The organism is Sulfuricurvum kujiense DSM 16994 (assembly GCF_000183725.1).
Lineage (GTDB): Bacteria > Campylobacterota > Campylobacteria > Campylobacterales > Sulfurimonadaceae > Sulfuricurvum > Sulfuricurvum kujiense.
In genome coordinates this window covers 682,246-706,241 of sequence record NC_014762.1, presented here as the reverse complement: position 1 = coordinate 706,241, position 23,996 = coordinate 682,246, and the positions used below count along the sequence as shown (strand labels likewise).

Genomic DNA, 23,996 nt, shown 5'->3' with positions numbered 1-23,996 from the left:
TGCTCGGCTAAACGTCGACTATCCCCTCTTTCGGCATTCCGAAATAGTATCCTTGGGAATATTTTATCCCTATTTGTTTGACGACTTCATGGACATCGCTCGAGTGAACAAATTCGGCGATAACCTCACATTTTAGGGCTTGCGCCAAATGGACAATCGTTTTGCAAATATTGAGATTATTTTTGTTTTCATGAATATCTTTGATGAACGAACCGTCAATTTTAATATAATCGACATTCATTTTTTGAAGTCTTAAAAAATTGGATTTTTCACTGCCGAAATCATCCAAAGCAATTTTATAACCGTTCATTTTAAGTTCCAACAGCTGTTCTATCGCCGCTTCGCTTTCGTATGCCGAAATGTTTTCTAAAATCTCCAATGTTACCCGATTCGGAGCAATATTATGTTTTTGCGTCAATGTTTTAAGCAGATCAAGGAGATATTTTTCTTTTAGATCTTCCTCTGAAATATTGATCGTAAAGTCGTAACTCTTATCTTGAAAGTATTGAAACGATTTTGCAAATATGATTTCGGTAATTTTAGGTAATAGCCCCGCAAGTCTGGCCGGTTCAATAAAATGGATAGGGGCTATAATATTGCTGTTCTCGACCAATCGCGCCAAACATTCGTATTTCACGATCTGATTGGTTTCATTGTCAATAATGGGTTGAAAGAAAGGGACGATTACATTATTTGCTATCGCGTCTTTTACTTTTAGCATCCACTCAATATTGTTTTTCTGATGCCTGATAAACAGAGAATCAGAAGTATAGGTCAGAAACTTATTAGTCCCTGATTGTCGGGCTTCTTTCATAGCGGCATGCGCACGAACCAAAGGGCTTTCATCTGAGTCTTCAACAGTGTTAGCCGTTATCCCGATCGTACAGGATAAAATGATTAAGAAATCTTCGATTATAAATTTGTAGTCTTGCAACGATTTAATAATAGTAGCCGCTAACATTTCCTTATCGGTCGAAGAGTTTTTATCGACTATAACAACAAACTCATCGCTTGATAGCCTGAATAAAGACTTGGTATCTTCTAATAAACGATATAAAAAATTTACAAACGATTTTAGAATTTCATCTCCGATTGCATATCCGTAGGTGGAATTGACCGAATCCAGATTATTGATATTTATCAGTAAAAGGGCGGAAAAATCATTTTTCATCAACACCTCATCCAATTTTTGCCGACTGAGGCACCCTGTGAGTTTATCGTGGGAGTATAAACTTTCAAGTTCCAACGTGACTGCCGTTTGCGTTAACAAAATATTGAGAACTTTTTCACGTGTATTATCGAAAAAACCTTTTATAAGGTTGTTTTCCATATAAACCAATCCAATGAGTTTATCTTTCAAATAGATGGGTGCACAGATAACGGAAATAATTTTTCTCTCTATGACGATTTGATCCATGGCAAATCTTGCGTCATTCAACGCATCATCAACAATGAGAACATTATTATTGGCTAGTACCTCATTTACGATTGACTTCGGTATTGCATTGGATACATCCAACGGTTGATGATCGATGATTATTTTCGGATTATCATTAATATTGAACAATCCCTCCAAATAAAACGCATCATTCTCTTTTAAGATCAATCCTCCGATCTGAATTCCGAAACTTTGCGCAATGATATAGGTAAATTTCTCTATTAACTCGGATCTATCGACTTTTCCTGAAATCAATTGCGTCGCTTTTAAAATGGTATCTTCATCAAAAATATTTAAATCATTCGTATTCTGAGGACTCGGCGTCACACTCACCTGAATTTGAGCTTCACGATGCAGCAATTCGCTTTGGGTATTGAACAATAGTTTTGCTTTTGCAATAGCTTTCAGATTATAATAGATCGTATACGCCTCTTGCAGATACATTTTGGCAATACGCCAGTTGCTTCTTGATTCCCAGCATGTTCCCATTAACTCTAACGTTATCGCCTTTAAAAGGGTCGGAGCACTTTCATCTTGATAACTGAGTGCCTCTTCAAAGTTTTTAAACGCGTCATCGAAAGAGGTATGGCTATAGGCGTTAATCCCTTTAATGATAAGGTATCTCGCCCGGAAGTTTTGGGGACAAAGTTCAGCCCACCGTTCAAAACTCTTTTCAAAACCGCTCAATAAATCGATATCCTGCTGTTCAACTGTACCGGACGATTGTTTGAACACCGATAATGCATAATAAAACGTCCATTCCGTTTCAAGGATATTTCCTTTTATATTTTCCAGATACTCTTTTGCATTGATAGCGTGTTCTACCGCCTCACCGTAATATTCATGGATATAGCAAATCTGCAATTTATAAATATAGTAATAGGCCAACAGTGTTTTAAAATTTATCCGTATTAAATCTTCAACGACTTTATGTTCATCGAACGCCTCTGAGCTTAACGAGTTTAAGGCATACGTATTACCGCGCAGACATTTAACGATATTGATAAAAAGGTATTGTATCTCCAAGATATAGGGCTCTTTTGACTCGGTGATAAAGTCAACATAACTGACAGCCTTTTGCTCCAGAATATCCAATGAGATACTTGATAAAAATTCCCGCGTAAATATATGATTGACACAATAGGCCGAATAGGAAAAGTCTCCGTTTTCAACACCCGACATGTAAGCTTTATGCAGAATTTTCAATGTTTGTTCATGAGGTTGTACCCATGAGGCGACATACGCTCCGTATACACGCAGCAGTTTGCATTCAATAGCTTTGTTATCAAACTTTTCCTGAAGCGCTATTGCAACCTGCCCGTATCGGTATCCCTCTTCATAGTGTCTAAGTCCCGCACCGATAATCATTCCGCAGAGCATATATCCATATGGGGAAACATCACAATTTCCGTATAGAAAAGAAAGACGAACCATTCTAAGCGTTACGACACCGAACATATCTTGTCTGCTGACAAATGCGGGAATTCCCATATTGACAAGAATATTCATGCACAGTTCAATAGTCTCATCTTCCATCTCATTTAGGTATTGAAGATCTTCAATCGATTTGATATTTGAGCTCAGCCAATCGATCTCATCCTTTTTCAAAAGCAGTAACTCTGACGTATCGTTCGGAATCTCTTGATTGAGAACCCGCAGTGCTTGGCGTCCATCCTCGATGGCTTCTGAGAGCAGCCCTTGTGAAAAGTGATAGGTCAGACGAAGATTGTATATTTTTGCGATATCGATTTTTTTCAAAAGCCCATTAGAGAGCAATTGTTCAAAAAGCACTAAAGCCTCTTGATATCTTCGTGCTTGACTTAATGATTCCAGGAGATTTAGATAAATCGAACAGGTGATCTCATAATTTTCACGCCAACTGTTCTCAGGGAAAAGGGAAATCGCGGCTTGAGCGTACTTAATCGCCTCTTCGTATGCCAAAGATTCTTTTGCGAGATGAGAGGCTTGACTGAGGATGCTCAAAACAAATTCGGCTTCCTCTTCTTTTATAAGATCTACAACTTCTATAATATGTTTTGCCGTCCCGAGAATCGCTTTTGGCGACTGTTCTTTTTGCATCAGAAAATATTTTAAAACTTTTAGATGGGTCTGCTGCTTTTCTTCTAAGCTCAACATTAAATAGGCAGCCTGTCTGATTTTATCATGCACAAAATGGCAATATTGAACCATCTTGATGCCGATCATGCTTTCATCGGTAGAGACTTCCATCATACCTTCATAAAATACTTCACTGACAATGTGATCAATACTCTCCGGCTCACTTTGGCTTAACGTTGAGATCACCTCCATATCACATGTATCTCCGAGTACCGATGCCGTTTTAATAAAGTTTTGGGCATCTTCGGACATCGTACTGATTTTTGATACAAGATGGTCAATAACATTGTTTGTCAAATCTTCATGTTTGATTTGTTCAATATTCCATTCCCAAGAGCGCGTATCGTTATTGAATCGCAATAAATCACGCTTTGCCATAGTGTAAATAAATTGTTTCAGAAAAAATGGATTGCCTTCTGTTTTTTGAATCAGTAACTGTCCGAGTGCTTCAACATCTTCTTTCTTCAACATGTCACGTAATAACTGATTGACGGCACTTATATCCAGCGGCAGGAGTTCGATATCTTCAACATGTCCTATTTTTTTGGCAATATTATCAAGCGACAACTTCATAGGATGTGTTAATGAGACTTCATTGCTTCTGTATGCGCCGATAATTAAAAAACTCTCCAGTTTGCTTGAAGCATAGATCAATTCTAATATCTCAAGCGATGCCAAATCGGCCCATTGCATATCATCTAAAAAAACGACGAGGGGATGCTCTTGTGAGGCAAAAAAGCCGAAAAAGCGTTCAACCGCAATAAATAGCTGATTTTTTAACTGTGCCTGCTCGACAATAGGGGTATGGTCTACTTTGAAAAATACTTTTAATTCAGGGATAATTTTAATTAACGCATTTTTACTTTCGCCCAAAAATTCAATCAGTTCATTGATTTTCTTTTGTTTTAAATCTGGCGGCATGCTATTTATGATATTGATTAAATTCATAAAAATTTGAACAAACGCAACATACGAAGTCGTACGATTGTATTGATCAAACTTCCCTTTTACAAAATAACCGTTTTTTCTAAGCACAACCGGACTTAATTCGCTAATAAATGAAGACTTCCCGATACCGGAATATCCGCTGATCATCATGAGTTTAGGCTTGTCGCCGATAACCGACATTATTTTGTTGCTGACTAACGCTAACTCTTGGTCCCTGCCGTATAATTTTTGAGGATAAATCAATTTATCCGATATATCTTGACTATCGATGAGAAAATCGGCCGAAGGGTCTTGGGAAAATTGTATTAAATCGTGTTTTAGACTAAATGCATGCTGATATCGCTCATGCTTATCTTTTGCCAGCAGTTTTTTAACAATATTTGATAAAACGATAGGAATAGAGGGTTTTATTGTATGCAAATCTTCAGCGATCTGTGCTAAATGAGCATGTGCCATTTGGATAGTATTTTCCCCTTCAAACGGCAGTCTCCCGCTGAGCATTTCATAAAAAACGACACCCAGTGAGTAGAGATCACTTCGTTCATCCAGATTTTGATTCGATAATCCGGTTTGTTCCGGTGCAGAATATGCGGCACCCCCCGTTATTTGAATATTTTTTTGGGGAGATTTATTGATATTAATATTGGAGATACTTTCACCGAAATCAAGCAATTTGATCGATTTTTGGACTTCATTGCAAATGATATTTCCCGGATTCAAATCTAGGTGGAGAACGCTGTTTTGATGTATATAGTCTATCGCTTCCGTGATCGATATCGCATACGCAATAAAAGTATCTATGTCCATCCCATCAGAGGGGATTACGTCTGATAAATTTTTACCCGATTCGAAAGACTTGACCAAATATATCTTGTCCTCTTCCAATAATTCAATATAATGATCCGTAAATTTATTGTTTAGATTTTTTGCAATGGAAAATTCGCGGTATAACTTATTGGCATAATTTTGGTCACTGTCATCGAGGACTGTCTTGATTGCTACTATGTCGCCATTTGGCGAAATAGCTTGATAGACAATTGTCCGTCCGTTATTGTAGAGAGTAGAGAGAACATTATAATTTTTTATTTTCATTACATGTACGACCAAGATTACATAGTTACTGCATTATATCAATAATTATGCCAAAGTGCGTTGTAAAAATATATCACAAATATTACTTTTTATTATAAACAAACAAATTATAATTTCTGATGTTTTATTATGGGGTATATTCGGAGAAGTTTAATGTTTTACTCGATAATTTCACGGACTCCCCCACACCATTGCGGGGGGATGAATGTATTTATTATTCTGCAATCCCTTCGATTTCTACGATAATTTTCACCTCATCGCCGACAACGACGCCTCCCGCTTCAATCGCCTTATTCCAATTCAATCCGTAATCCTTGCGGTTGATTTTTCCGTTCAACACGAAACCGGAACGTTGATTACCCCACGGATCTTCAACAACACCGCCCATATCAACATCCAAAACCACTTTTTTGGTAATTCCGTGAATCGTCAAATTCCCCGTCATTTTGGATTTTGTGGCACTGGTCATTACAAACGTAATATCCCCAAAATGTGCCACATCAAAGAAATCGGCACTGCGAAGATGGTCATCGCGTTTTGCAATTCCCGTATCGACCGAATCGGCTTTTATACTGCCGCTGAGTGATTTAAACTGCCCTTTTTCCAAATCGTAGGTTCCGCTGAAATTATTAAATTTTCCCGTTACCGTACTGATCATCATATGCTTGACTTTAAAACCCACAGTCGAATGGGAAGGATCTACTTTATAGACTGCAGCAGAAGCAACACTCGCACTCATTAGTAACCCGCACAAAACGCTTGCAAAAAAACCTTTCTTCATTGTGAATCCTTTTAGAGTTAATCTGCGAACATTGTATGCTATTTTTGTCAATGGAATATTAATCGTATCTGAATAGACGATTTATTTAATACTTTTTACAGCACACACTTCTAAAGCCTTTCAAAACTTCACTTGGCTATACTTTTATCATCATTATCTAAAGGCTTATCATGCAATTATGCGTCGCACTTGATCTACCGAGCCAGGAAGAGAATTTAGCCCTGGTCGAGAAACTGAAAGCATATCCGATTTGGCTCAAAGTGGGCCTTCGCTCCTATATCCGGGACGGAAAACCTTTTATCGATGCGATTAAAACGATCAATCCCGAATTTAAAATCTTTTTAGACCTGAAACTCTACGATATCCCCAACACGATGGCCGATGCCGCTGAATCGATCATGGGACTGGGGGTCGATATGTTCAATGTCCATGCCTCCGCAGGGCGCATAGCGATGCATGAAGTGATGAAACGGCTCTCAGCCTATGAAAAACGGCCAATCGTCCTGGCTGTCACCGCACTGACCTCTTTTGAAGAGGGTGAATTTAGTCACATATACGGAAAAACCATTGCCACCAAAGCTGACCAATTTGCAAAAGATGCTCATGATGCGGGGTTAGACGGTGTCGTCTGCAGCGCCTATGAAAGTGCTTCGATCAAATCTATAACATCCGACTCTTTTGTTACCCTCACTCCGGGAATCCGTCCGTTCGGAGAAGATGCCGGAGATCAGGAACGTGTTGCTACGATTGAAATTGCACGGGATGAAAAAGTCGATTTTATCGTCGTCGGACGTCCTATCTACAAAGCTGTCGATCCTGCCGCCGTGGTGGAGAAAATTCTCGCTCGATTATAAATTGGAATATTCCTTGCTTTATTTTTTCAAATACCTGCAAGGAGTCTGCATGAAATTTATGGATAAAATCGAGCTGGTTGTAAAACTCAAAGAGAAAATTGCCGAAGCAAAAGCAACGAATGAAGCTCTTGCACTGCAATTACAAGCCCTTTTGGATCAAATTATTGCTAATCCTCAAAACTCTCCCGCAATTTAATGCAAACAAGCACCACTTTAAGGTGCTTGTTATCTACCTGTAATTATAATTACGCCCTCTTACAAAATGGACGAATGGGTGAGCGGCTGAAACCACCTCCCTGCTAAGGAGACGTACTGGCAACGGTACCGAGAGTTCAAATCTCTCTTCGTCCGCCACTGTAAGATTCCTGCATAACGAACTCCCAAAAGACTTAAAAATTAATCAGTAAGTAGCTTTAATATTCATTAGAAATAATGATAAATGGAACATACTTTCATTTTATACTGATAACTACCGATATAATACTTAAGAATAAAAAATAAACATAAAGTGATATCCCTTTTGAATACCGTATATTTGGCAAAACAAAAAATATTCAACCGAAACGGCAAAGTTTTTGCCTATGAACTGCTTTTTAGAGATCATGCACATGGAATCAAAGAATTTCCAACGAATATTCGTGCCACTTCCCAAGTTCTTTTAAATACTCTGACGAATATAAATATCGATGAGCTTTTAGGCAAAGACGGAATAGCATTCATCAATCTCGACGAACATATCTTTACATCGGGAATTATCGATATTTTAGATAAAGACCGGTTTGTACTGGAGATTTTAGAAACAACGGATTTGAGTGAGCCGGTTATTGCCAAAATCAAACAGTACCACAAACGAGGGTTTAAAATCGCTATTGACGATTTTGACTGCAGTGCGAAAATGATCAAAAAATTCACCCCTATCTTAAAATATATCCATATTCTAAAAATGGATATTCTAGCCGCAGACGATGAGAATTTAAAAAACGTTATGTCCAAAATAAAACAAATGGGAATCAGAGTACTCGCTGAAAAAATTGAAACGGAAGAAGAGTATAAATATTATAAAGAAATGGGGTTTGACCTCTTTCAGGGATACCATCTCCACAAACCTGAAGTGGTAGAGATGGACCGATATAAAGATGCTACCCAAATCATTATTCTGCATCTAATAAAATTGATTAAAAACGAAGGCTCTACCCACGAGATAGAATCCTATATCAAGCAAAGAGCCGATTTGTCCTACAAATTGATCAAATTTATCAATAACCACGGAAAATTTGACACCAAAGTCGAGTCGATCACACAGATCATTACACTGCTTGGAAGAGACAAACTGCTACGATGGCTTCTGTTATACCTCTATGCCGAAGTTTCCAAAAACCCGATATCCGAAAGCATCATGAATATTGCGATCCGAAGAGCCGAACGGATGGAAGAAGAAGCCCATCACAGTGAAAAAGATAAAGCATACCTTGCCGGCATGTTCTCTATGCTTGGAGCTCTTTTTGAAACAGACATCAAAAGTGTAATGAAAGATATCAAAATGGATAAAGATATCACAGATCTTGTCGTTTCAAACAAAGGAAAATTTTTGTCCAGTTTTAAAAAGGCAGAATACTCCGAAAGAGAATATTTAAAAAGGCTTCTATGCAATAACTTTGAAAAAATCGATATTACCCTCATCCTTTATACATTGGAGCTGAGTCATATACCTATCGATCATGACAAACTGTAATCAATTTAAAGTCAAATATAAAATAAATAGAAAACATTTGAGTATGTTCACACGATACTCATTATGTAAATAAACTATAGGAAAGCAGGTTTACCTGTAAAATAACCTTGTGAGTAATCGACACCCATCTCTTCGATAGTGTTGTAAATTGTCTCATCCGAAACAAACTCAGCAATCGTTTTAGCATCAATTTTCTTCGCAAAATCAATAATTGTTTCAACAATAATACGATGACGCGGATTAGCGGCAATCTCTCTGATCAATGATCCGTCTACCTTGATATAATCAACCCCCAATTTCAATATGTTTTCAAAATTGGAGTACCCTGTCCCAAAATCATCAATAGCGATTTTTGCCCCCAGCGCTTTCACCTGGGCAATAAAGCGTGTCACCTCATCGTAGTTTTCTATCCCCTCGGATTCTAGAATCTCAAATACTATCCGAGATGCCGTCCCCGTTTCGATAATTGTTTTGATGATCTCACTAACCGTATGAGGGTTACGTATATCACTGTCTGAAAGATTGATCGAAAACTCTTCATCGCGGGAAGCGAAAAGGGTACATGCCTGATAAACCACTTCCAACGTAATTTGCGGATAGAGTTTGGTTCGTTTCGCAATAGGGAGAAACTGCATCGGCGGTACGATATTTCCCTCTTCATCGATCATTCGCACTAACGTTTCATACTTAACGATATCTCCCGTCTCAATATTGACTATAGGTTGATAGTAGCAGATAATTCGACGGTCAAACAAGGCTCTTCGTACATGTGAGGCCATTGTCAAATTCGTCCGGTAATGTTCTTCAACCCCTTCGTCTTCATTATAAAATGCGATCTGTTTTTTGTTCTCTTTAGCGTGATGCAAAGCAATATCCGCCTGTGTTAGCACTTTATCATTTCCGATCGCTACACCGATAGTCACACGAATATTCAAACTCTCCTCTTTGACCATAAATGTTTTTTCATCCAAAAACTTTATCAGCATGTTTAGCCGGTGTTCCAGCTCTTTTTGAGAAAGCTCATTGAAAATCAATGCAAACTCATCGCCCCCTAAACGATAACAACTGCCGGAGAGTTCTTGGAGCCATATTCCGATTTGTATCAACATTTCATCGCCGATAGAGATCCCAAAGAAATCGTTAACCTCTTTAAAATCATCCACATTCACAATCGCCAGGGCAACCGTCTCTCCCTGTTCCAGTCTCTCTTGCAATCGATATCGATTCGGCAAGCCCGTGAGCCTATCAAGATAATACTGGTTTTCCAATTCATGGGTTTTCTCTTGAACGGTAATTTCCAATGAAGCATTCATCGCCTCAATTTGTTCAAGATACGTTTGAGTTGTTTTTTGCATCGCATTAAACGCCGTAACAATCTGTTCGATCTCAACACTCCCATCTTCTTCAAAAACCATTTGATCTCCGGGCTTGTAATAGCGAACCTTTTTAGCAATATTAGTCAACGGGGAGAGAAGAAAGCGGACCCACCATACGGCTACGAAAAAAATCACAAAGATACTTGCTCCGACACCGTAAACGATTTTGTGAATGGATTGACGTGTTTCATCATACGCCAAATCGCTGTAACGTAACGTGACTGTTCCCATCAATTGCCCGCTCGTCGGTTCTTTGATCTCGTGAATCATACTTATCGCTTCGTGTCTGGATATCATATTATCTTTGCTTTTATAGCTATATAATTGTTTTTTATTCTGATCGGAAATAACCAACTCTGTCACATCCGGTACCGAAACCACAGGAGACACTTTCTCTTCAATCTGATCATAAAATTTGAGATAGAGGGCGATTTGAAGCGGTTTTTCAATGGTTCGCAATAACAAATCAGCTTTTTGCTTTTCCGAAACCAAAATGGTGTTCTCAAATACCATACTGACTACCATTCCAAGTGTCATAAAAGTCAGTAGAAAAATCAAAATCAATGATCCTACTATTTTATAGGAAAGACGTGATTTTGAAAGCAATATCATTAAAAAGCCTTATTAAATCTATTTCGAATATATATTCATACGTTATGTCATTTTATCCTATTAAAGATTGAATTTAGCCTGTATTTTTATTATTTTCAGCACCCATTAACTATTTATTGACTATCTTTAGATAAGTATTAAAAAAGGATATTATTGTTAGAATGTAAAACAGCATTTACAGAAGAAGAGCGTCACGCTATTTTGCATCAACGGTATTCTATTTTTGTAGATGAATTCAAATTTTTTGCTCCCAGAGATGATGGCAAAGAGATCGAGTATGACCACTATGATGAATACTCGCTTTTGTTAGGTGTTTGGAATGAAGATATTTTGGTTGGTTCATGCCGCCTTGTTCTTCCAAATGACACGGTAGGTTTACCGACACTTAATGTTATGCGCATTGATTCAGAAAAACTTGTACATAATGAAAGAACTGCCGAAATTTCGCGGATTACAGTCGCCGCAACCTACAGAACATTCAAAAAAACCATAGAGGTTCTACAAATCATGCAACATAAGATCAATCAAATTGCCTCTGAGCATAACATACTTCAACTCATTGGAGCAGTTGAACCTAGTTTTTTGCGTCTTCTCAACTATGCATCTCTTCCATACCGACCGATAGGTCCGATTCAATATCTAATTGGTGCAGAACGCCTTCCCGTCCTTTTAAACCTAAAAGAGCAACAATGAAAACCCGATTTTCTCTCGCTTTATTATTACTCCCTTTTTCGCTTCTTTCGGCTGAAGCAGAAACGAATTCCAACCTTTTATCGAATCTCACCGACGAGATCAATACCATCGCACAGAGTGCAAAAGATCAACGTGCCAATATCGATTATCTCCCTTATGTCATGAGTGTATTTGACGGTGAAGAGCTCTCCCGTGCCGGAGCATCTTCCCTCAAAGAGGCTCTTAGTTTGGTCGCCGGTGTCAATATCGCCAGTGACAACCTGTCCCTCTTCAACCCCGTATTTCGCGGTTCCAATCCGGTAGCCTACGGTCAAAGCAAGCTCGTCGTTGACGGTGTCGAAGTCAATGACCTTTTTTTTGACGGCTATACCGCCTATCTGAGTATGCCGATCGACATGATAAAACGGATTGAAGTTGTTAGAGGTCCGGGAAGTTACAGTAACGGTCATTACGGCTATGCCGGATCGATCATCATCACAACCTATAAAGCGGAAATGTCTACCGGTGATAACGGTCGCTGGTTTACCTCTGCGGGAAACAACCGTACCGGTAAAGTCGGCGGTTCTTTTGCCATGAGAGATAACGATTTCACATTTGCGGCGGACATTTATACCGTACACGATAATCTTGCCCTCTCGTATGGAAAAGACGGTCTTTCCAATAATCTTCTGGGTGCAGCCAACGCATCACTATCTCGCTCAGGCAATGCCCCATCAGAAACGGATGCAACCATGGTATCGGCCAGCATCAGTAAAGGGGCTTTTTTTGCCGACGGACGGTTCTCCACCTATCGACACGGCTCAGGCGGAGGGATCAATTATGCCTTATCCTTTGATGGGGATCACTACAACGTTGATCAATGGCACATTCGCAGCGGTGCCCATTACCGTGCGGGAGAATTTGAGGGAACGTTTCAAGCAGCGATGACACAAGACAGCTTTACCAGTCACCAGCTTCTGGCACCCGAAGGATTACGACTCCCCTCATTGACTCCACCAACAACTGTTGTCACATATTTGGACGGTTTTTACGGTATTCATGAAGCCTTTATCCGAACCTATCAGCTCAATAATACCCTTACCGGTTCCGTATACGGAGGAGATATGACTGTCGGGCTCAACGCTACATGGAGCAGTGTTGCCTCAGAAAAAACGCTCACTACCGACAGAGACAGCGGAAGCGGCTTGAGTGATTACTCAACGACACTCCCATTTTTCAATCCCGATGGCTCTATCAACAACCAATCGGCATACATCACGTATGAACGTCCTCTAAGTACGAATCTAATCGGCTATGCTTCCCTCACGCTCGATCACCGTAACGGATTGGCGACACAAATCGATCCGCGTCTTGCGGCCGTTTATACACTTGATCCGAATAACCTGATTAAGTTTTCCATCTCACGCGCCCATAGAAATCCCTCATGGCAGGAAATGTTTACCCTCAATAATAGAGCCCGTTGGGGGAGCCCTGACCTGCACCCTGAAACCGTCATGGCGTATGAGACCCAATACATCCATAAGTTTGAAACGGAACATACTCTCTCATTCAATCTATTCCGCCTCGATAACAAGGACCAGATCTATCTGCAATATAATACACCGGCAACACGTTACGAATATATTAACGGATCAAAAAGTCTCATTAAGGGATTTGAAACAGAGTGGCGAAAACGCTATGATGATACCTCTTTTTACGCTGCCTATACCCATATTTGGGCAGAAGACGGCAATGGGGTGACCCTTCCCAATGCACCGTCTGATACGGCACGAGGATTTATCACTCAAACTCTCAATGAAACCTGGTATACATCCCTTTCCGGGCGATGGCAAAGTGCAACGCCAAGAGAAATAGGCGATTCGAGAGCCGATATGAAAGCCATCGGTATCGTCGATACCTCTATCGGGTATAAACTCCCTCGTTTTCACAGTGAAGTCCAATTGACACTAAAAAATATGTTCAATGAAACTGAACTTTATCCAAGTCCAAAGGGAACCTTTAATGATGATTACCCAGCAACCGGACGTACCTACTTAGTGACCGTAAGGGGAACATTTTGAAATACATTACCAGTCTATTACTTTTTTTCAACACGCTCGGCTGGAGTGCAACGTATGATCCGTTTTTGCTCGATACACATCTATCTTTATTACCGAAAATTGCTATGCTTGAAAAAGGGCTTGTTTCTCATGGCAAATCACCCCTTAAAATTTTAATTGCCTATGAGCGGGGAGATGAAGATACTGCAGAATCGTGTACAAAAATCCTAATGACTAAATTTAACGGAAAGGTAAACGGACATCCGATTACAGTAACTACTCTTCCGTTCGATAAACTCGATGCATCCAACGCGTATCATCTGATTTATGCGCTCAAAGCAAGCCTGTCTCAGCTTAAAAAGGTTCACAATGCGGTCGGATCATCGGGAGCGATCACGGCCCTTTATGATGCGGATAAGCTAGGGGATGACGGTCTTTTACTCTCTATTCAAATGGAACGGGCGCCAGTTATTTTGATCAATTCCAAAGCACTTCGAGAAAACCGATATTCATTTCCTGACAGCCTTTTGGAAATGGCTCGGCTTATCTAAGCTCTTTCTGATTCATACGAGACTGCAAGGCATTTGATATATTCATCAATGCAAAGGTAACGATAAAGATCATCAAACCGGGGAAGAAACTAACCCACCATGCGATGTCGATTACCTCTTTGCCGCCGCTGAGGATGCTTCCCCAACTCATTTGCGGCGCAACGATACCCAGACCCAAAAAAGAAAGTCCCGATTCCGCCAAAATCGCCCCCCCTACTCCGAAGGTAAAGCTCACCAAAACGATCGGAGCCAATAATGGGGCATAATATTTGAACATTATTTTAAGCGGATGCACGTTTCCGATAGTGAGTATTCTAATAAACGGCTTTGTCTCAATCGCAAAACTTTCAGAACGGATCAACCGTGCGGTTCCCATCCATCCCGTCACCGAAATAATCATAATCAGTACCCAAACAGATGCGTTCACATAACTGACTAATGTTAATAGCAAAAAGAGCGTAGGAAACGTCAAGAACAAATCAACCATAACGATGAAAACTTTGTCATACCCTCCGCGTAGAAATGCGGCACTCACACCATAAATAAGCCCTATCAGCGTTGAGATAAAAGCGCTCATAAAGCCGATAATAAGTGATATCTGCCCCCCCTCCATCAAGCGTGCCAATAAATCGCGCCCCAATCGGTCGGTACCGAACCAATGACTTATCGAAGGAGGAAGCAGTATGGATTTCGGATCTAAATAAAGCGGATCGGCCGGATAAAAATACGGCCCGATAAATGAAAAAAGGATCACTCCGATCAGTACGGATATACTAACTAACGGCATTATGCCTTGATACCCAAAAGGGTAGTCATCATTTGATCGATTGTCGTGATTACTTTAGCCGCAGCACCGTAAGAGGTCTGATAGCGGATCAGATTAGCCATCTCTTCATCGATACTTACTTTGCTTATTGAGTCTTGTTCTTGCTTTATTGAGTTGAATTGCGCCGTTATCGAATCATTTGAGACTATGGCCGAATTTGTTCTTGTCCCTACTCGTGTGACCAGATTATCAAAATATCCGTATATCGTATCCGTCGATTTGGATCTGCCGATACCGAAGGTGACGGATGCGAATTGCTGCTGTACCATATCCAAAGCGGTTTGGTTATCCCCGTTTGCAGGAGATTTAAACCCTTTGATCTTGCTCATATCATGTTGTAAGTCACCGTTCAGCGCGATACTTTTGGCATCATTCCCGTCAAAAAAGCGATTTACCCCTGTCACACCGGCAAAATTTGTCCCGTGGTCTTCAATAGCGAAACTGTACCCTTGTGCCTCAAAGGCTGCTTTAATATTAATTTGGAAAATATTCTGCTGATTGTTAAATGTCCCGACAAGCATATCATCGATGTCATTCAGCGAATTATTATCGTTATTATCATCTTGGGATATGTTAATCTGCCCGACAATACTGTTGCTCGTCTGTGGAGTATCGTTTATTAAGGTTCCGTTATCGATTGAAATCGATCGACGGCCGACCTCATTGCCGTCAATATCATACACAATTAAATCAAAAGTTCCCGCTTTGAAATTTTCATCGGTACTCAGGATCGATTGATTATCTGAAAAATTCAGAATATTGGATTGCATTGACGTTGTTGCGGTTTGGGCATAAATATTGTTTGTCGATTCGATTAAGCCTTGGGCGAAAGAATCAAGATTATTAATCGTCTCTTGCAAAAATCCGTCTTCAAATTCTCCGTTTGTTCCGATCGTAGAACCTCTCAATTCCAATAAAGCACCGAGTTTTCCCCCTGTGACAGTATTAGCAAACGGAAATCTTACACCGTCTTGGCGTTCATAATATAAATCATTGTATCCGTTCTTATTCGAAGTACTGTCAATGCCTATCGGATGAAAAGAGCCCCCGTCGACGAGGTTAAATCCGGCTACCTGAATAACATAACCGCCTTCTTTTTCGGCAATATTCGAATCAATGACGTTATTTGTTTTTGTGTTGCCGACAAAGACTTTTGCGTCAATTAGTTTTGATAAGGACAACTCTAATTGATTCCGCTTGTCGCGCAAATCATTTGCGTGATTGAGTCCTCCGGATTCTGCTTTGTCTATTTCAAGATTTAAGTCCGCAATTTGTTGCCCGATACGATTGATATCATCGACATTGACTTTAACTTGATCATTCAATGAGTTTTGCAACGTAGAAATTTGACTGCGCGTCTGCTGAATATGTTGTGTAAGTGTTTGCGTCTGCTGTGCCAAAGCAACTTTTAACGATGTATTACTCGGATTATTGGCCAGTGACTGCCACATATCATAATAGCTTTGCAAATCATCTTTGATACCGACTTTATCGATTTCGGGAAAATAGGTAGAAAGTTCTTCCAGATTTTTTTTCAGCGTATCGGAATATTCTTTATTTTGAGCAGCAGTAGTGTATCGTGCATAAACAAAACTGTCGAAAATACGTGTGATATCCGTGACCTGAGTTCCGCCGCCGCGCTGACCCGGGTCTACCCCTAACGGTGCCGCAGCCGCCGTAACGACACGTTGGCGTGTGTAGCCTTCCGTCTCGGCATTGGAGATATTATGCCCAGTGGTATCGATACCGATTTGGGCCGCATTCAGCCCGCTGTATCCGATATGTAACGCATTAAATATGGATGCCATTTTATGCCCGCACTTCCAAAAATGAGGCTTCTGATCTAGCCACTTTTTGATAACCCTGCATCTGCGTAGGAACCAACCGTTCCAGCAGCGCATTATAAAAAGAACCTACGCTTAAAACCATTTTTGCGTATTTTTGATTGACTTCGCGAAGGCGCGAGAGGTTCTCTTTTAATGCGTCGAGCTGTTGATGCTGTTCGGTGTCTAAGAGTTCAGAGAGAGGGGCAGTCGGATTTTGTGTCATAAGTTTTGAAATTTCGCGGTCAATCATCGCTTTTTTTTGTTCAAAGCTTTTGATCTTCTCTTCTTTGATTGCTAAGCGGTCAAATTGTGGATTGTGCTTCGCTTCTTTGATATCGTCAATATCTTCCAGTGACAAAGATATGAGAGTTTCAAGATCTTTGATAGCACTTTGCAACTGATAAGACAACATCATAAACTCCTATTTTAGTTAGGTCAGCTCTTGCGCGATACGCTTCGCCAACTCTTCGATATTGACACGGTATTCCCCTTTCTCGATAGAGGCTTTCAACTCTTCGATTCGGCTTGTGTCACCTTGTTTTGTAACAGATTGAGCCGGTTTTTCCTGCTCTTTATTTTTTACTGCCGGTTCTTGATATGTCGCTTTTCGCAGCGATCCGTTCACACTTGAAATCATGGTGAATCCTTGTTATCCATTTATGGTATATACAACCATATCGGCAAAAACCAATAATAATTTAATCTATTTCTCTGTTTTTGCACCCTTTTGACTCAAGTTTTCAAAAAGCATTTGAGAAAACCCAAATCCCCCTGCACTTGCGTTGGATAACTCTTCACGGTACATCGATTTAAAAATTTTATCACCGGGATCGTTGGCACTGGTAAAGACATTTTTCTCGTCTTTCATCGCTTCATCGAGCATCATTTTGATAATGATGGCTTCGAATTGATCGGTTTTCTCCCTCAAAGCTTTATCACCGTCTTTCGTCCCTATTGTCGGAAGCGATTTTTGATACTGTACGTTTGCTATGTCCATCAGATTACATCCAAATCAACTGAGATAGCTCCGGCACTTTTCATCGCCTGGAAAATTGAAATCATCTCTTTTGGCGAAGCCCCTAGTTTTTGAAGCGACCTTGCGATATTGGCAACCGTCGTCGTCCCTTTTTCGGTATAGACTTCGTTTTCATTCAGCCCTATTACAAGACTTTTGTCCATGGCTACACTTCCGGCAGGTTTTGAAACCTCGTTTTGTGCAAGGATCTTAATCGTCATATCCCCTTGGGTAACAACTACCGGTTTTACCTCAATATCAACACCGGCGACAATAGTACCGGTACGCTCATTGATGATAATTTTTTGATCTTGCGCATAATCGATATTAAGGTTTTGCACTTCCGCTAAAAACTCTACCATCGATTTGTTTTTTGGAAGTTGCAAACTGATAGTTCGCGGATCGACAGCAGAAGCGACACTTCCTCGGTATTTGGCATTAATGGCATTTTGAATATTAACAGCATTTTCAAAATTGGCTGTTTTTAATGACAAAGTTGCATTGGTTTGGTGATAGAGGTCTTGAGTGATTTCACGCTCCACCAATCCGCCGCCGTATACCATCCCAACCGTCGGATGCGATTCGGCACCGGCACCTTTTTCATTTTTGCCGCCGATACTGATCGAACCTTGCGCTAATGCATAGATTTTTCCGTCAACCCCTTTAAGCGGGGTCATCAGCAATGTCCCCCCCTCGAGCGATTTCGCATCCCCGATAGAAGAAACGGTAACATCAAACGCATCCCCTTGTCGGGCGAACGGGGCGAATCTTGCCGTTACGACGACCGCCGCAACGTTTTTAGATTTGATATCAACCGGATTCATATCGATATTCATCGCTTTAAGCATATTGGCAATCGATTGGAGGGTAAATTTAGAGGTCGTTCCGTCACCTGTCTTTTTCAAACCGACGACAAGCGAATAACCGATAATCTGGTTATCACGCACACCGACGATATTAGCGACTTCGCTGATGCGCGCCGCCTGGGCGAGGGTTAGTAAGCAAAAAAGTAGTACGAAGATTCTCATGCCCATCCTTTATGATAAAAGGATTAAGCAATGTTTATTCCAATAATGGTGTTAAGCGTAATAAGTTAACGAAGTTTTTCCGAATCGTTTCGATTTCAGCCGGTTGAAGTGGCCGATAGACTCGGGAAGTTCGAGTGTACTCATATGCTCAATAATGATCAAAGTCGCCATTTCAAGGGGCAATGAAGCAATCATCTCTATCGTTTTGTCATAAATTTCTTCCATCCCTTCACGGTAAGCAAACGGTGGATCAACATAGATAAAAGCGCTCTCACCCGACGCAGCAAGACGTTTTTTCACATGGACGATGTTACTGAAACTGTCCCCTTCGATCACCTCGCACGCCGAAGGGTCGGTTTGTGCGATATTCTCACGCAGCGTTCGGATCGCATCGCGGTCTTTTTCCATAAAAATGATCTTTTTGGCTCCGCGGCTCAGGGCTTCAAGCCCGATCGAGCCGCTTCCGGAAAAAACTTCAACCAAAACGGCATCGATTATATCAAACTGAAGCGTATTGAAAAACGATTCCAATACGATCGCTTTTGAACTGCGGGTGGTCTCTTTGGAGGGTAGTTTTAAGGTTTTCCCTTTAAATTTTCCGGCAATGATTTTTTTGGTAATAGTTGGATTATTTTTCATAAAATGCCCGTATAGCTTTGAGAATATTGGCTTGGTACTCGCGTGTCAGCTTGTCGATATGGCGTTCCAAAATCTCAAAACTGACACCCCCTTCCTCTGAAGCCGGTTGTTCGTCCTCTGCAGCATTAGGAGCATATTTTTGGGATTCAACCATTTGATTCAGCGCATGGAGCAATTGCGCTTTTGAAAACGGCTTGATCAAATCGGAGGATTCTTCCGTTCCTACTACAAACGTCGGATACTGATCATCCCGAATGTTTTTGTCACGGATCAAAATATCGCACTGACGAAGAGAGCTCAAGTTCCCCTCCAAAAAAAGTTCCAAGGAACGTTGCAACAATGGAGAATCACACTGAATAGCTACTTTCACGACGTTAACCTTGTACAAAATAGTTTGCTCTTACTTTTAAAAGTATTTTAGCACACTAACCTCCTGCAAAACATAAAAATCCGCGCCGAAAACAATTACGACTTGATTTATGTCAATCTCTATTGTCCGAATGGACTTTATAATCACGCAAATCAAAAGGAGAACCTGTGACATGGGTCTTATACATCCATATTCTCGCCGCGTGTGCGTGGATAGGCGGCAGTATCGTATTATTCGGCCTTGGAATATTCATCCGAGACAAGGGTGTACAAAATGCCGTTTACGGAGCCATCGGCCCTTTTTACGGCTATTTTGAAACCGTATGGCTTATCATCCTGATTGCAACAGGTTTAATCTTGGCAGACCATTATGATCTTTTGTCGATGATCGGGAATACCGAGACCGATTTAGGACAGTGGATAACGATTAAAGTGTCATTGGTGTTATCGCTCAGCATTGCGACGGCACTCCATCTTTATATTGCTTTTGCAACCCATAAGCAACATCGGACTCTTATCCAAAAATTCCTTTCGCGAGGAGGATCTCTCGCTATTTTCATCTTGAATCTGGCGATATTATGGACGGCAATCCATATCCGATCATTTCTCTAAAAAACAGATCAATCATATAACGGAGCAACCAAATGAACAAACTATTGAGTATCCTTTTTACCGCAGCGGGACTTTATGCCTCTGAGGGTTACAGCGTATATCAAAAGCACTGCATGAAATGCCATGCGGAACTTATAGAAAAAAAAGAGGTGCTAAAAGTGATGCATACCCTTAAAGCGCCTCCGATGAACGAAGTGTCCAACCGATTAAGAGAAAACATCGTTATTTCCGACGATGATGACGATGTCAAACGTCGTGTCACCATTGCCTTTATCAAAGACTATATCGAGCACCCGAGTGTCCAATACAGCATGTGCCATCCGATGGCAATCGAGAAATTCGGAATCATGCCGTCGTTAAAAGGAAAACTGAGTGAAAATGAACGCCAAGCCGTTGCGGAGTGGATTATAGACCGCTATAAAGGTGTAGCCTTTAAATAATATGTCGATGAGGAATGAATTCCTCATCCCTTACTGCCATCGACTTTTTCACATACTTTGTTTGCCCCCCTTCCGTCTCTTGATTTAGATCAATTTTTAAATCTTCTTCTTACATTATAATGGTTATCGTATATTAAAAATTGCGAGATGAATCTAACAAGTTTTGAACAAATACTTGTTTAGAATCATCCTGCAAAATCCGCTAAAAAGGATCAATAATGCAAGAGAGTCGTAGAGAGTTTCTAAAAGCAAGTGCCGCAACTGCTGCTGCAACGGCAGTAGGGATGGTGTTGCCGAGCGAAGTCCAGGCCGCTTCCAAAACGGGAGAGTCCGGCTGGCGCTGGGATAAAGCGGTATGCCGGTTTTGCGGAACGGGATGCGGTGTTATGGTCGCGACCCAAAATGATAAAATAATCGCCGTCAAAGGGGATCCGGCAGCGCCGGTGAACAAAGGGCTCAACTGTATCAAAGGGTATTTTCTAGCGAAAATTATGTACGGAAGCGATCGTTTAACGCAACCGTTACTACGGGTCAATGCAAACGGAGAGTTTGATAAAAAAGGAAAATTTCAGCCGGTAAGCTGGGAGAGAGCTTTTGACGTTATGAGTGACAAATTCAAAGAGACCTATGGTAAAAACGGTCCTACGTCGGTTGGGATTTTCGGATCGGGGCAATATACAATTCATGAGGGGTACGCGTCACTCAAACTCATGAAAGGGGGATTTCGCTCTAACAACATCGATCCTAATGCACGTCACTGTATGGCTTCGGCGGTTGCCGGGTTCATGCAGACCTTCGGCATCGATGAGCCAGCAGGCTGTTATGACGATATCGAACTCACCGATACGATTGTGACATGGGGGGCCAATATGTCCGAAATGCACCCGATACTCTGGTCGAGGGTATCGGATCGTAAACTCACCAATAAAGCCAAAGTCAAAGTCGTCAACCTCTCGACCTACACAAACCGTACGTCCGATTTAGCCGATATCGAGATCATCTTCCGTCCCAACACGGACTTGGCGATTTGGAACTACATCGCCCGAGAAATCGTCTACAACGCTCCCGAATCCATCGACTGGAAATACGTCAAAGAGAACACCGTATTTGCCACCAGCTGGGTCGATACGGGATACGGAATGCGCAACAATCCGAACCATCCGAAATTCCGCGAATCGGAAAAAGATACCGTCGCCAAAGAGGTCGCCAAAAAAGTGAGCAGTCTCGAAGCGCCGGCACTGGCACCGTTCGGATACCAAACGGGTGAAACGATGAAAATGACCCACAACGCCACAGCAGGCGAGAACTGGGTTATCAGTTTCGAAGAGTTCAAGCGGGGACTCGCCCCCTACACCCTCGATTATGTCGCATCGGTTGCTAAAGGGAACCCTGACGAAGATATCGAAACCTTTAAAAAGAAGCTCAAAGCCCTCGCCGATCTTTACATCGAAAAAAATCGTAAAGTGGTCAGTTTCTGGACAATGGGGATGAATCAGCACACCCGAGGTACCTGGGTAAATTCCCAATCCTACATGGTCCATATGCTTCTGGGCAAACAATCCAAACCGGGTTCAGGTGCGTTTTCCCTCACAGGTCAACCCTCAGCCTGCGGTACGGCGCGTGAGGTGGGGACGTTCAGCCACCGTCTCCCGGCCGACATGGTCGTTGCCAATCCGAAACACCGTGACGTGACGGAAAAAATCTGGAAACTTCCTGAGGGTACGCTCAACGGTGTCCCCGGAAGCCATTTTGTCCAGATCATGCGTGATCTCGAAGACGGCAAAATAAAATGGGCATGGGTTCAGGTCAACAATCCGTGGCAGGATACGGCAAACGCAAACCACTGGATCAAAGCGGCGCGCGAGATGGATAACTTCATCGTCGTCTCCGATGCCTATCCGGGAATCAGCGCGAAAGTGGGCGACTTGATCCTGCCGAGTGCGATGATCTACGAAAAATGGGGCGGATACGGCAATGCCGAGCGCCGAACCCAGCAATGGCGTCAGCAGGTCACTCCGGTCGGTCAAGCGATGGGAGATTTATGGCAAACGATGGAGTTTTCCAAACGCTTTACCCTCGCTGAGGTGTGGAAAGGGTGGAAACTCCCTAACGGCACCGAACTCCCCGATGTTTTGGATCACGCCAAAGCGATGGGATACAAACCGACCGATACCCTCTTTGAGGTCTTGTTTGCCAATACGGAGGCACGCAGCTACAAATGGCCCGATCCGATCGGAAAAGGGTTTTACAACACCGAATCGGGCGGCGACAAACGCAACGTCCTCGGAAGCGACGGCAAGCCATTCAAAGGGTACGGCTTTTTCGTCCACAAATATATCTGGGAAGAGTACCGTAAATTCGGCCTCGGACACGGACACGATTTGGCCGATTTCGATACCTATCATCGTGTACGCGGTTTGAAATGGCCGGTCGTCAACGGCAAAGAAACCCAATGGCGTTTCAATGCGAAATACGATCCGTATGCGAAAAAAACAGGACGTGATTTCGCTTTCTACGGAGAATTTTCCAAAGTGATCCCGCAAGGGGGACTAGAGGGTCCGGATCTTACCAAACCGAAAATCGATCTGCACAACAAAGCAAAAATTTTCATCCACCCGTATATGGATCCTCCGGAAATACCGAGTAAAGAGTATCCGTTATGGCTCTGTACCGGACGTGTGTTAGAACACTGGCATTCGGGGACAATGACGATGCGGGTTCCCGAACTCTATCGCGCCGTTCCCGAAGCACTCTGTTACATGCACCCCGATACGGCAAAAGATATGGAGGTAAAAGACGGTCAGCTCGTATGGGTTGAGAGCCGACGCGGAAAAGTAAAAGCGCGGGTAGAGACACGGGGGCGAAACCGCCCGCCGAAAAGCTTGGTCTATGTACCGTGGTTTGATGAAAAAGTATTCATCAACAAAGTGTGCTTAGATGCAACGTGCCCGATCAGCAAACAGACCGATTTCAAAAAATGCGCGGTCAAGGTCTATAAGGCGTAATC

Annotated in this window: 20 protein-coding genes and 1 tRNA gene; 10 read left to right on the top strand and 11 right to left on the bottom strand. The window is 41.8% G+C overall.

The window, feature by feature from the left end:
* Positions 1-7: 7 nt before the first annotated feature.
* A complete protein-coding gene (locus tag SULKU_RS03605) occupies positions 8-5,596 on the bottom strand; it encodes an EAL domain-containing protein (protein WP_013459573.1) in 5,589 nt (1,862 codons plus the stop codon).
* Between the two features lie 214 nt (positions 5,597-5,810).
* The gene (locus tag SULKU_RS03600) at positions 5,811-6,377 is read right to left on the bottom strand and encodes a YceI family protein (protein WP_013459572.1); all 567 of its coding nucleotides are present in this window, start codon (positions 6,375-6,377) and stop codon (positions 5,811-5,813) included.
* Positions 6,378-6,547: 170 nt separating this feature from the next.
* Here SULKU_RS03600 and pyrF point away from each other — a divergent pair, with 170 nt between their 5' ends.
* From pyrF to SULKU_RS03585, 4 genes are all read left to right on the top strand, one after another.
* Positions 6,548-7,231: an orotidine-5'-phosphate decarboxylase gene (pyrF, locus tag SULKU_RS03595; protein WP_013459571.1), complete on the top strand. Its 684-nt coding sequence runs from the start codon at positions 6,548-6,550 to the stop codon at positions 7,229-7,231.
* A 49-nt stretch (positions 7,232-7,280) separates the two neighbouring features.
* The gene (locus SULKU_RS14970; RefSeq protein WP_013459570.1) at positions 7,281-7,427 is read left to right on the top strand and encodes a hypothetical protein; all 147 of its coding nucleotides are present in this window, start codon (positions 7,281-7,283) and stop codon (positions 7,425-7,427) included.
* 68 nt (positions 7,428-7,495) lie between these two features.
* Positions 7,496-7,585 (top strand) — tRNA-Ser (locus tag SULKU_RS03590).
* Positions 7,586-7,751: 166 nt separating this feature from the next.
* Positions 7,752-8,963, top strand: coding sequence for an EAL and HDOD domain-containing protein (locus SULKU_RS03585; RefSeq protein ID WP_041666733.1), 1,212 nt, complete (start codon positions 7,752-7,754; stop codon positions 8,961-8,963).
* Positions 8,964-9,037: 74 nt separating this feature from the next.
* Here the strand turns inward: SULKU_RS03585 and SULKU_RS03580 are convergent, their stop codons facing one another.
* Complete coding sequence (locus SULKU_RS03580) at positions 9,038-10,951, bottom strand: putative bifunctional diguanylate cyclase/phosphodiesterase (RefSeq protein WP_013459568.1); 1,914 nt, start codon at positions 10,949-10,951, stop codon at positions 9,038-9,040.
* Between the two features lie 153 nt (positions 10,952-11,104).
* Here SULKU_RS03580 and SULKU_RS03575 point away from each other — a divergent pair, with 153 nt between their 5' ends.
* From SULKU_RS03575 to SULKU_RS03565, 3 genes are read left to right on the top strand one after another with little or no spacing between them, the layout of a single operon-like run.
* Positions 11,105-11,644: an acyl-homoserine-lactone synthase gene (locus tag SULKU_RS03575; RefSeq protein WP_013459567.1), complete on the top strand. Its 540-nt coding sequence runs from the start codon at positions 11,105-11,107 to the stop codon at positions 11,642-11,644.
* Positions 11,641-13,704: a TonB-dependent receptor plug domain-containing protein gene (locus SULKU_RS03570; RefSeq protein WP_013459566.1), complete on the top strand. Its 2,064-nt coding sequence runs from the start codon at positions 11,641-11,643 to the stop codon at positions 13,702-13,704. The genes SULKU_RS03575 and SULKU_RS03570 overlap by 4 nt, the downstream gene beginning before the upstream one ends.
* On the top strand, positions 13,701-14,234 hold the full coding sequence (locus SULKU_RS03565) for a YfiR family protein (protein ID WP_013459565.1): 534 nt from the start codon (positions 13,701-13,703) through the stop codon (positions 14,232-14,234). The genes SULKU_RS03570 and SULKU_RS03565 overlap by 4 nt, the downstream gene beginning before the upstream one ends.
* Here the strand turns inward: SULKU_RS03565 and SULKU_RS03560 are convergent.
* The 8 genes from SULKU_RS03560 to SULKU_RS03525 form a co-directional block, all read right to left on the bottom strand.
* Positions 14,227-15,021 (bottom strand): ABC transporter permease, encoded by a 795-nt coding sequence (locus tag SULKU_RS03560; protein WP_013459564.1) that lies wholly within the window; start codon positions 15,019-15,021, stop codon positions 14,227-14,229. The genes SULKU_RS03565 and SULKU_RS03560 overlap by 8 nt on opposite strands.
* Positions 15,021-16,868, bottom strand: coding sequence for a flagellar hook-associated protein FlgK (gene flgK / locus SULKU_RS03555; protein WP_013459563.1), 1,848 nt, complete (start codon positions 16,866-16,868; stop codon positions 15,021-15,023). Before flgK ends, SULKU_RS03560 begins: the two co-directional genes overlap by 1 nt.
* Position 16,869: 1 nt before the next feature.
* Entirely contained in the window at positions 16,870-17,301 is a 432-nt protein-coding gene (locus SULKU_RS03550; protein WP_245535160.1) for a hypothetical protein, read from the bottom strand.
* Between the two features lie 15 nt (positions 17,302-17,316).
* Complete coding sequence (locus SULKU_RS03545) at positions 17,317-17,523, bottom strand: flagellar biosynthesis anti-sigma factor FlgM (RefSeq protein ID WP_013459561.1); 207 nt, start codon at positions 17,521-17,523, stop codon at positions 17,317-17,319.
* A gap of 66 nt (positions 17,524-17,589) precedes the next feature.
* A complete protein-coding gene (locus SULKU_RS03540) occupies positions 17,590-17,883 on the bottom strand; it encodes a rod-binding protein (protein ID WP_013459560.1) in 294 nt (97 codons plus the stop codon).
* Positions 17,883-18,929, bottom strand: coding sequence for a flagellar basal body P-ring protein FlgI (locus SULKU_RS03535; protein ID WP_013459559.1), 1,047 nt, complete (start codon positions 18,927-18,929; stop codon positions 17,883-17,885). The genes SULKU_RS03540 and SULKU_RS03535 overlap by 1 nt, the downstream gene beginning before the upstream one ends.
* A gap of 51 nt (positions 18,930-18,980) precedes the next feature.
* Positions 18,981-19,568: a 16S rRNA (guanine(966)-N(2))-methyltransferase RsmD gene (gene rsmD, locus SULKU_RS03530; protein WP_013459558.1), complete on the bottom strand. Its 588-nt coding sequence runs from the start codon at positions 19,566-19,568 to the stop codon at positions 18,981-18,983.
* Positions 19,558-19,938, bottom strand: coding sequence for a hypothetical protein (locus SULKU_RS03525; protein WP_041666732.1), 381 nt, complete (start codon positions 19,936-19,938; stop codon positions 19,558-19,560). Before SULKU_RS03525 ends, rsmD begins: the two co-directional genes overlap by 11 nt.
* Positions 19,939-20,105: 167 nt before the next feature.
* Between SULKU_RS03525 and SULKU_RS03520 the strand changes: the two genes are divergently transcribed.
* The 3 genes from SULKU_RS03520 to napA all read left to right on the top strand — a co-directional run bounded on the left by SULKU_RS03520 (position 20,106) and on the right by napA (position 23,994).
* Complete coding sequence (locus tag SULKU_RS03520; RefSeq protein WP_013459556.1) at positions 20,106-20,549, top strand: hypothetical protein; 444 nt, start codon at positions 20,106-20,108, stop codon at positions 20,547-20,549.
* Positions 20,550-20,581: 32 nt separating this feature from the next.
* Entirely contained in the window at positions 20,582-20,989 is a 408-nt protein-coding gene (locus SULKU_RS14240; RefSeq protein ID WP_013459555.1) for a c-type cytochrome, read from the top strand.
* Between the two features lie 218 nt (positions 20,990-21,207).
* The gene (gene napA, locus SULKU_RS03510; protein WP_013459554.1) at positions 21,208-23,994 is read left to right on the top strand and encodes a nitrate reductase catalytic subunit NapA; all 2,787 of its coding nucleotides are present in this window, start codon (positions 21,208-21,210) and stop codon (positions 23,992-23,994) included.
* Positions 23,995-23,996: the final 2 nt, after the last annotated feature.

Coding starts and splice junctions, on each gene's coding strand:
- SULKU_RS03605 (WP_013459573.1), bottom strand. CDS start 5,596: ATGAAAATAAAAAATTATAATGTTCTCTCTACTCTCTACAATAACGGA.
- SULKU_RS03600 (WP_013459572.1), bottom strand. CDS start 6,377: ATGAAGAAAGGTTTTTTTGCAAGCGTTTTGTGCGGGTTACTAATGAGT.
- pyrF (WP_013459571.1), top strand. CDS start 6,548: ATGCAATTATGCGTCGCACTTGATCTACCGAGCCAGGAAGAGAATTTA.
- SULKU_RS14970 (WP_013459570.1), top strand. CDS start 7,281: ATGAAATTTATGGATAAAATCGAGCTGGTTGTAAAACTCAAAGAGAAA.
- SULKU_RS03580 (WP_013459568.1), bottom strand. CDS start 10,951: ATGATATTGCTTTCAAAATCACGTCTTTCCTATAAAATAGTAGGATCA.
- SULKU_RS03570 (WP_013459566.1), top strand. CDS start 11,641: ATGAAAACCCGATTTTCTCTCGCTTTATTATTACTCCCTTTTTCGCTT.
- SULKU_RS03560 (WP_013459564.1), bottom strand. CDS start 15,021: ATGCCGTTAGTTAGTATATCCGTACTGATCGGAGTGATCCTTTTTTCA.
- flgK (WP_013459563.1), bottom strand. CDS start 16,868: ATGGCATCCATATTTAATGCGTTACATATCGGATACAGCGGGCTGAAT.
- SULKU_RS03550 (WP_245535160.1), bottom strand. CDS start 17,301: ATGATGTTGTCTTATCAGTTGCAAAGTGCTATCAAAGATCTTGAAACT.
- SULKU_RS03545 (WP_013459561.1), bottom strand. CDS start 17,523: ATGATTTCAAGTGTGAACGGATCGCTGCGAAAAGCGACATATCAAGAA.
- SULKU_RS03540 (WP_013459560.1), bottom strand. CDS start 17,883: ATGGACATAGCAAACGTACAGTATCAAAAATCGCTTCCGACAATAGGG.
- SULKU_RS03535 (WP_013459559.1), bottom strand. CDS start 18,929: ATGAGAATCTTCGTACTACTTTTTTGCTTACTAACCCTCGCCCAGGCG.
- rsmD (WP_013459558.1), bottom strand. CDS start 19,568: ATGAAAAATAATCCAACTATTACCAAAAAAATCATTGCCGGAAAATTT.
- SULKU_RS14240 (WP_013459555.1), top strand. CDS start 20,582: ATGAACAAACTATTGAGTATCCTTTTTACCGCAGCGGGACTTTATGCC.
- napA (WP_013459554.1), top strand. CDS start 21,208: ATGCAAGAGAGTCGTAGAGAGTTTCTAAAAGCAAGTGCCGCAACTGCT.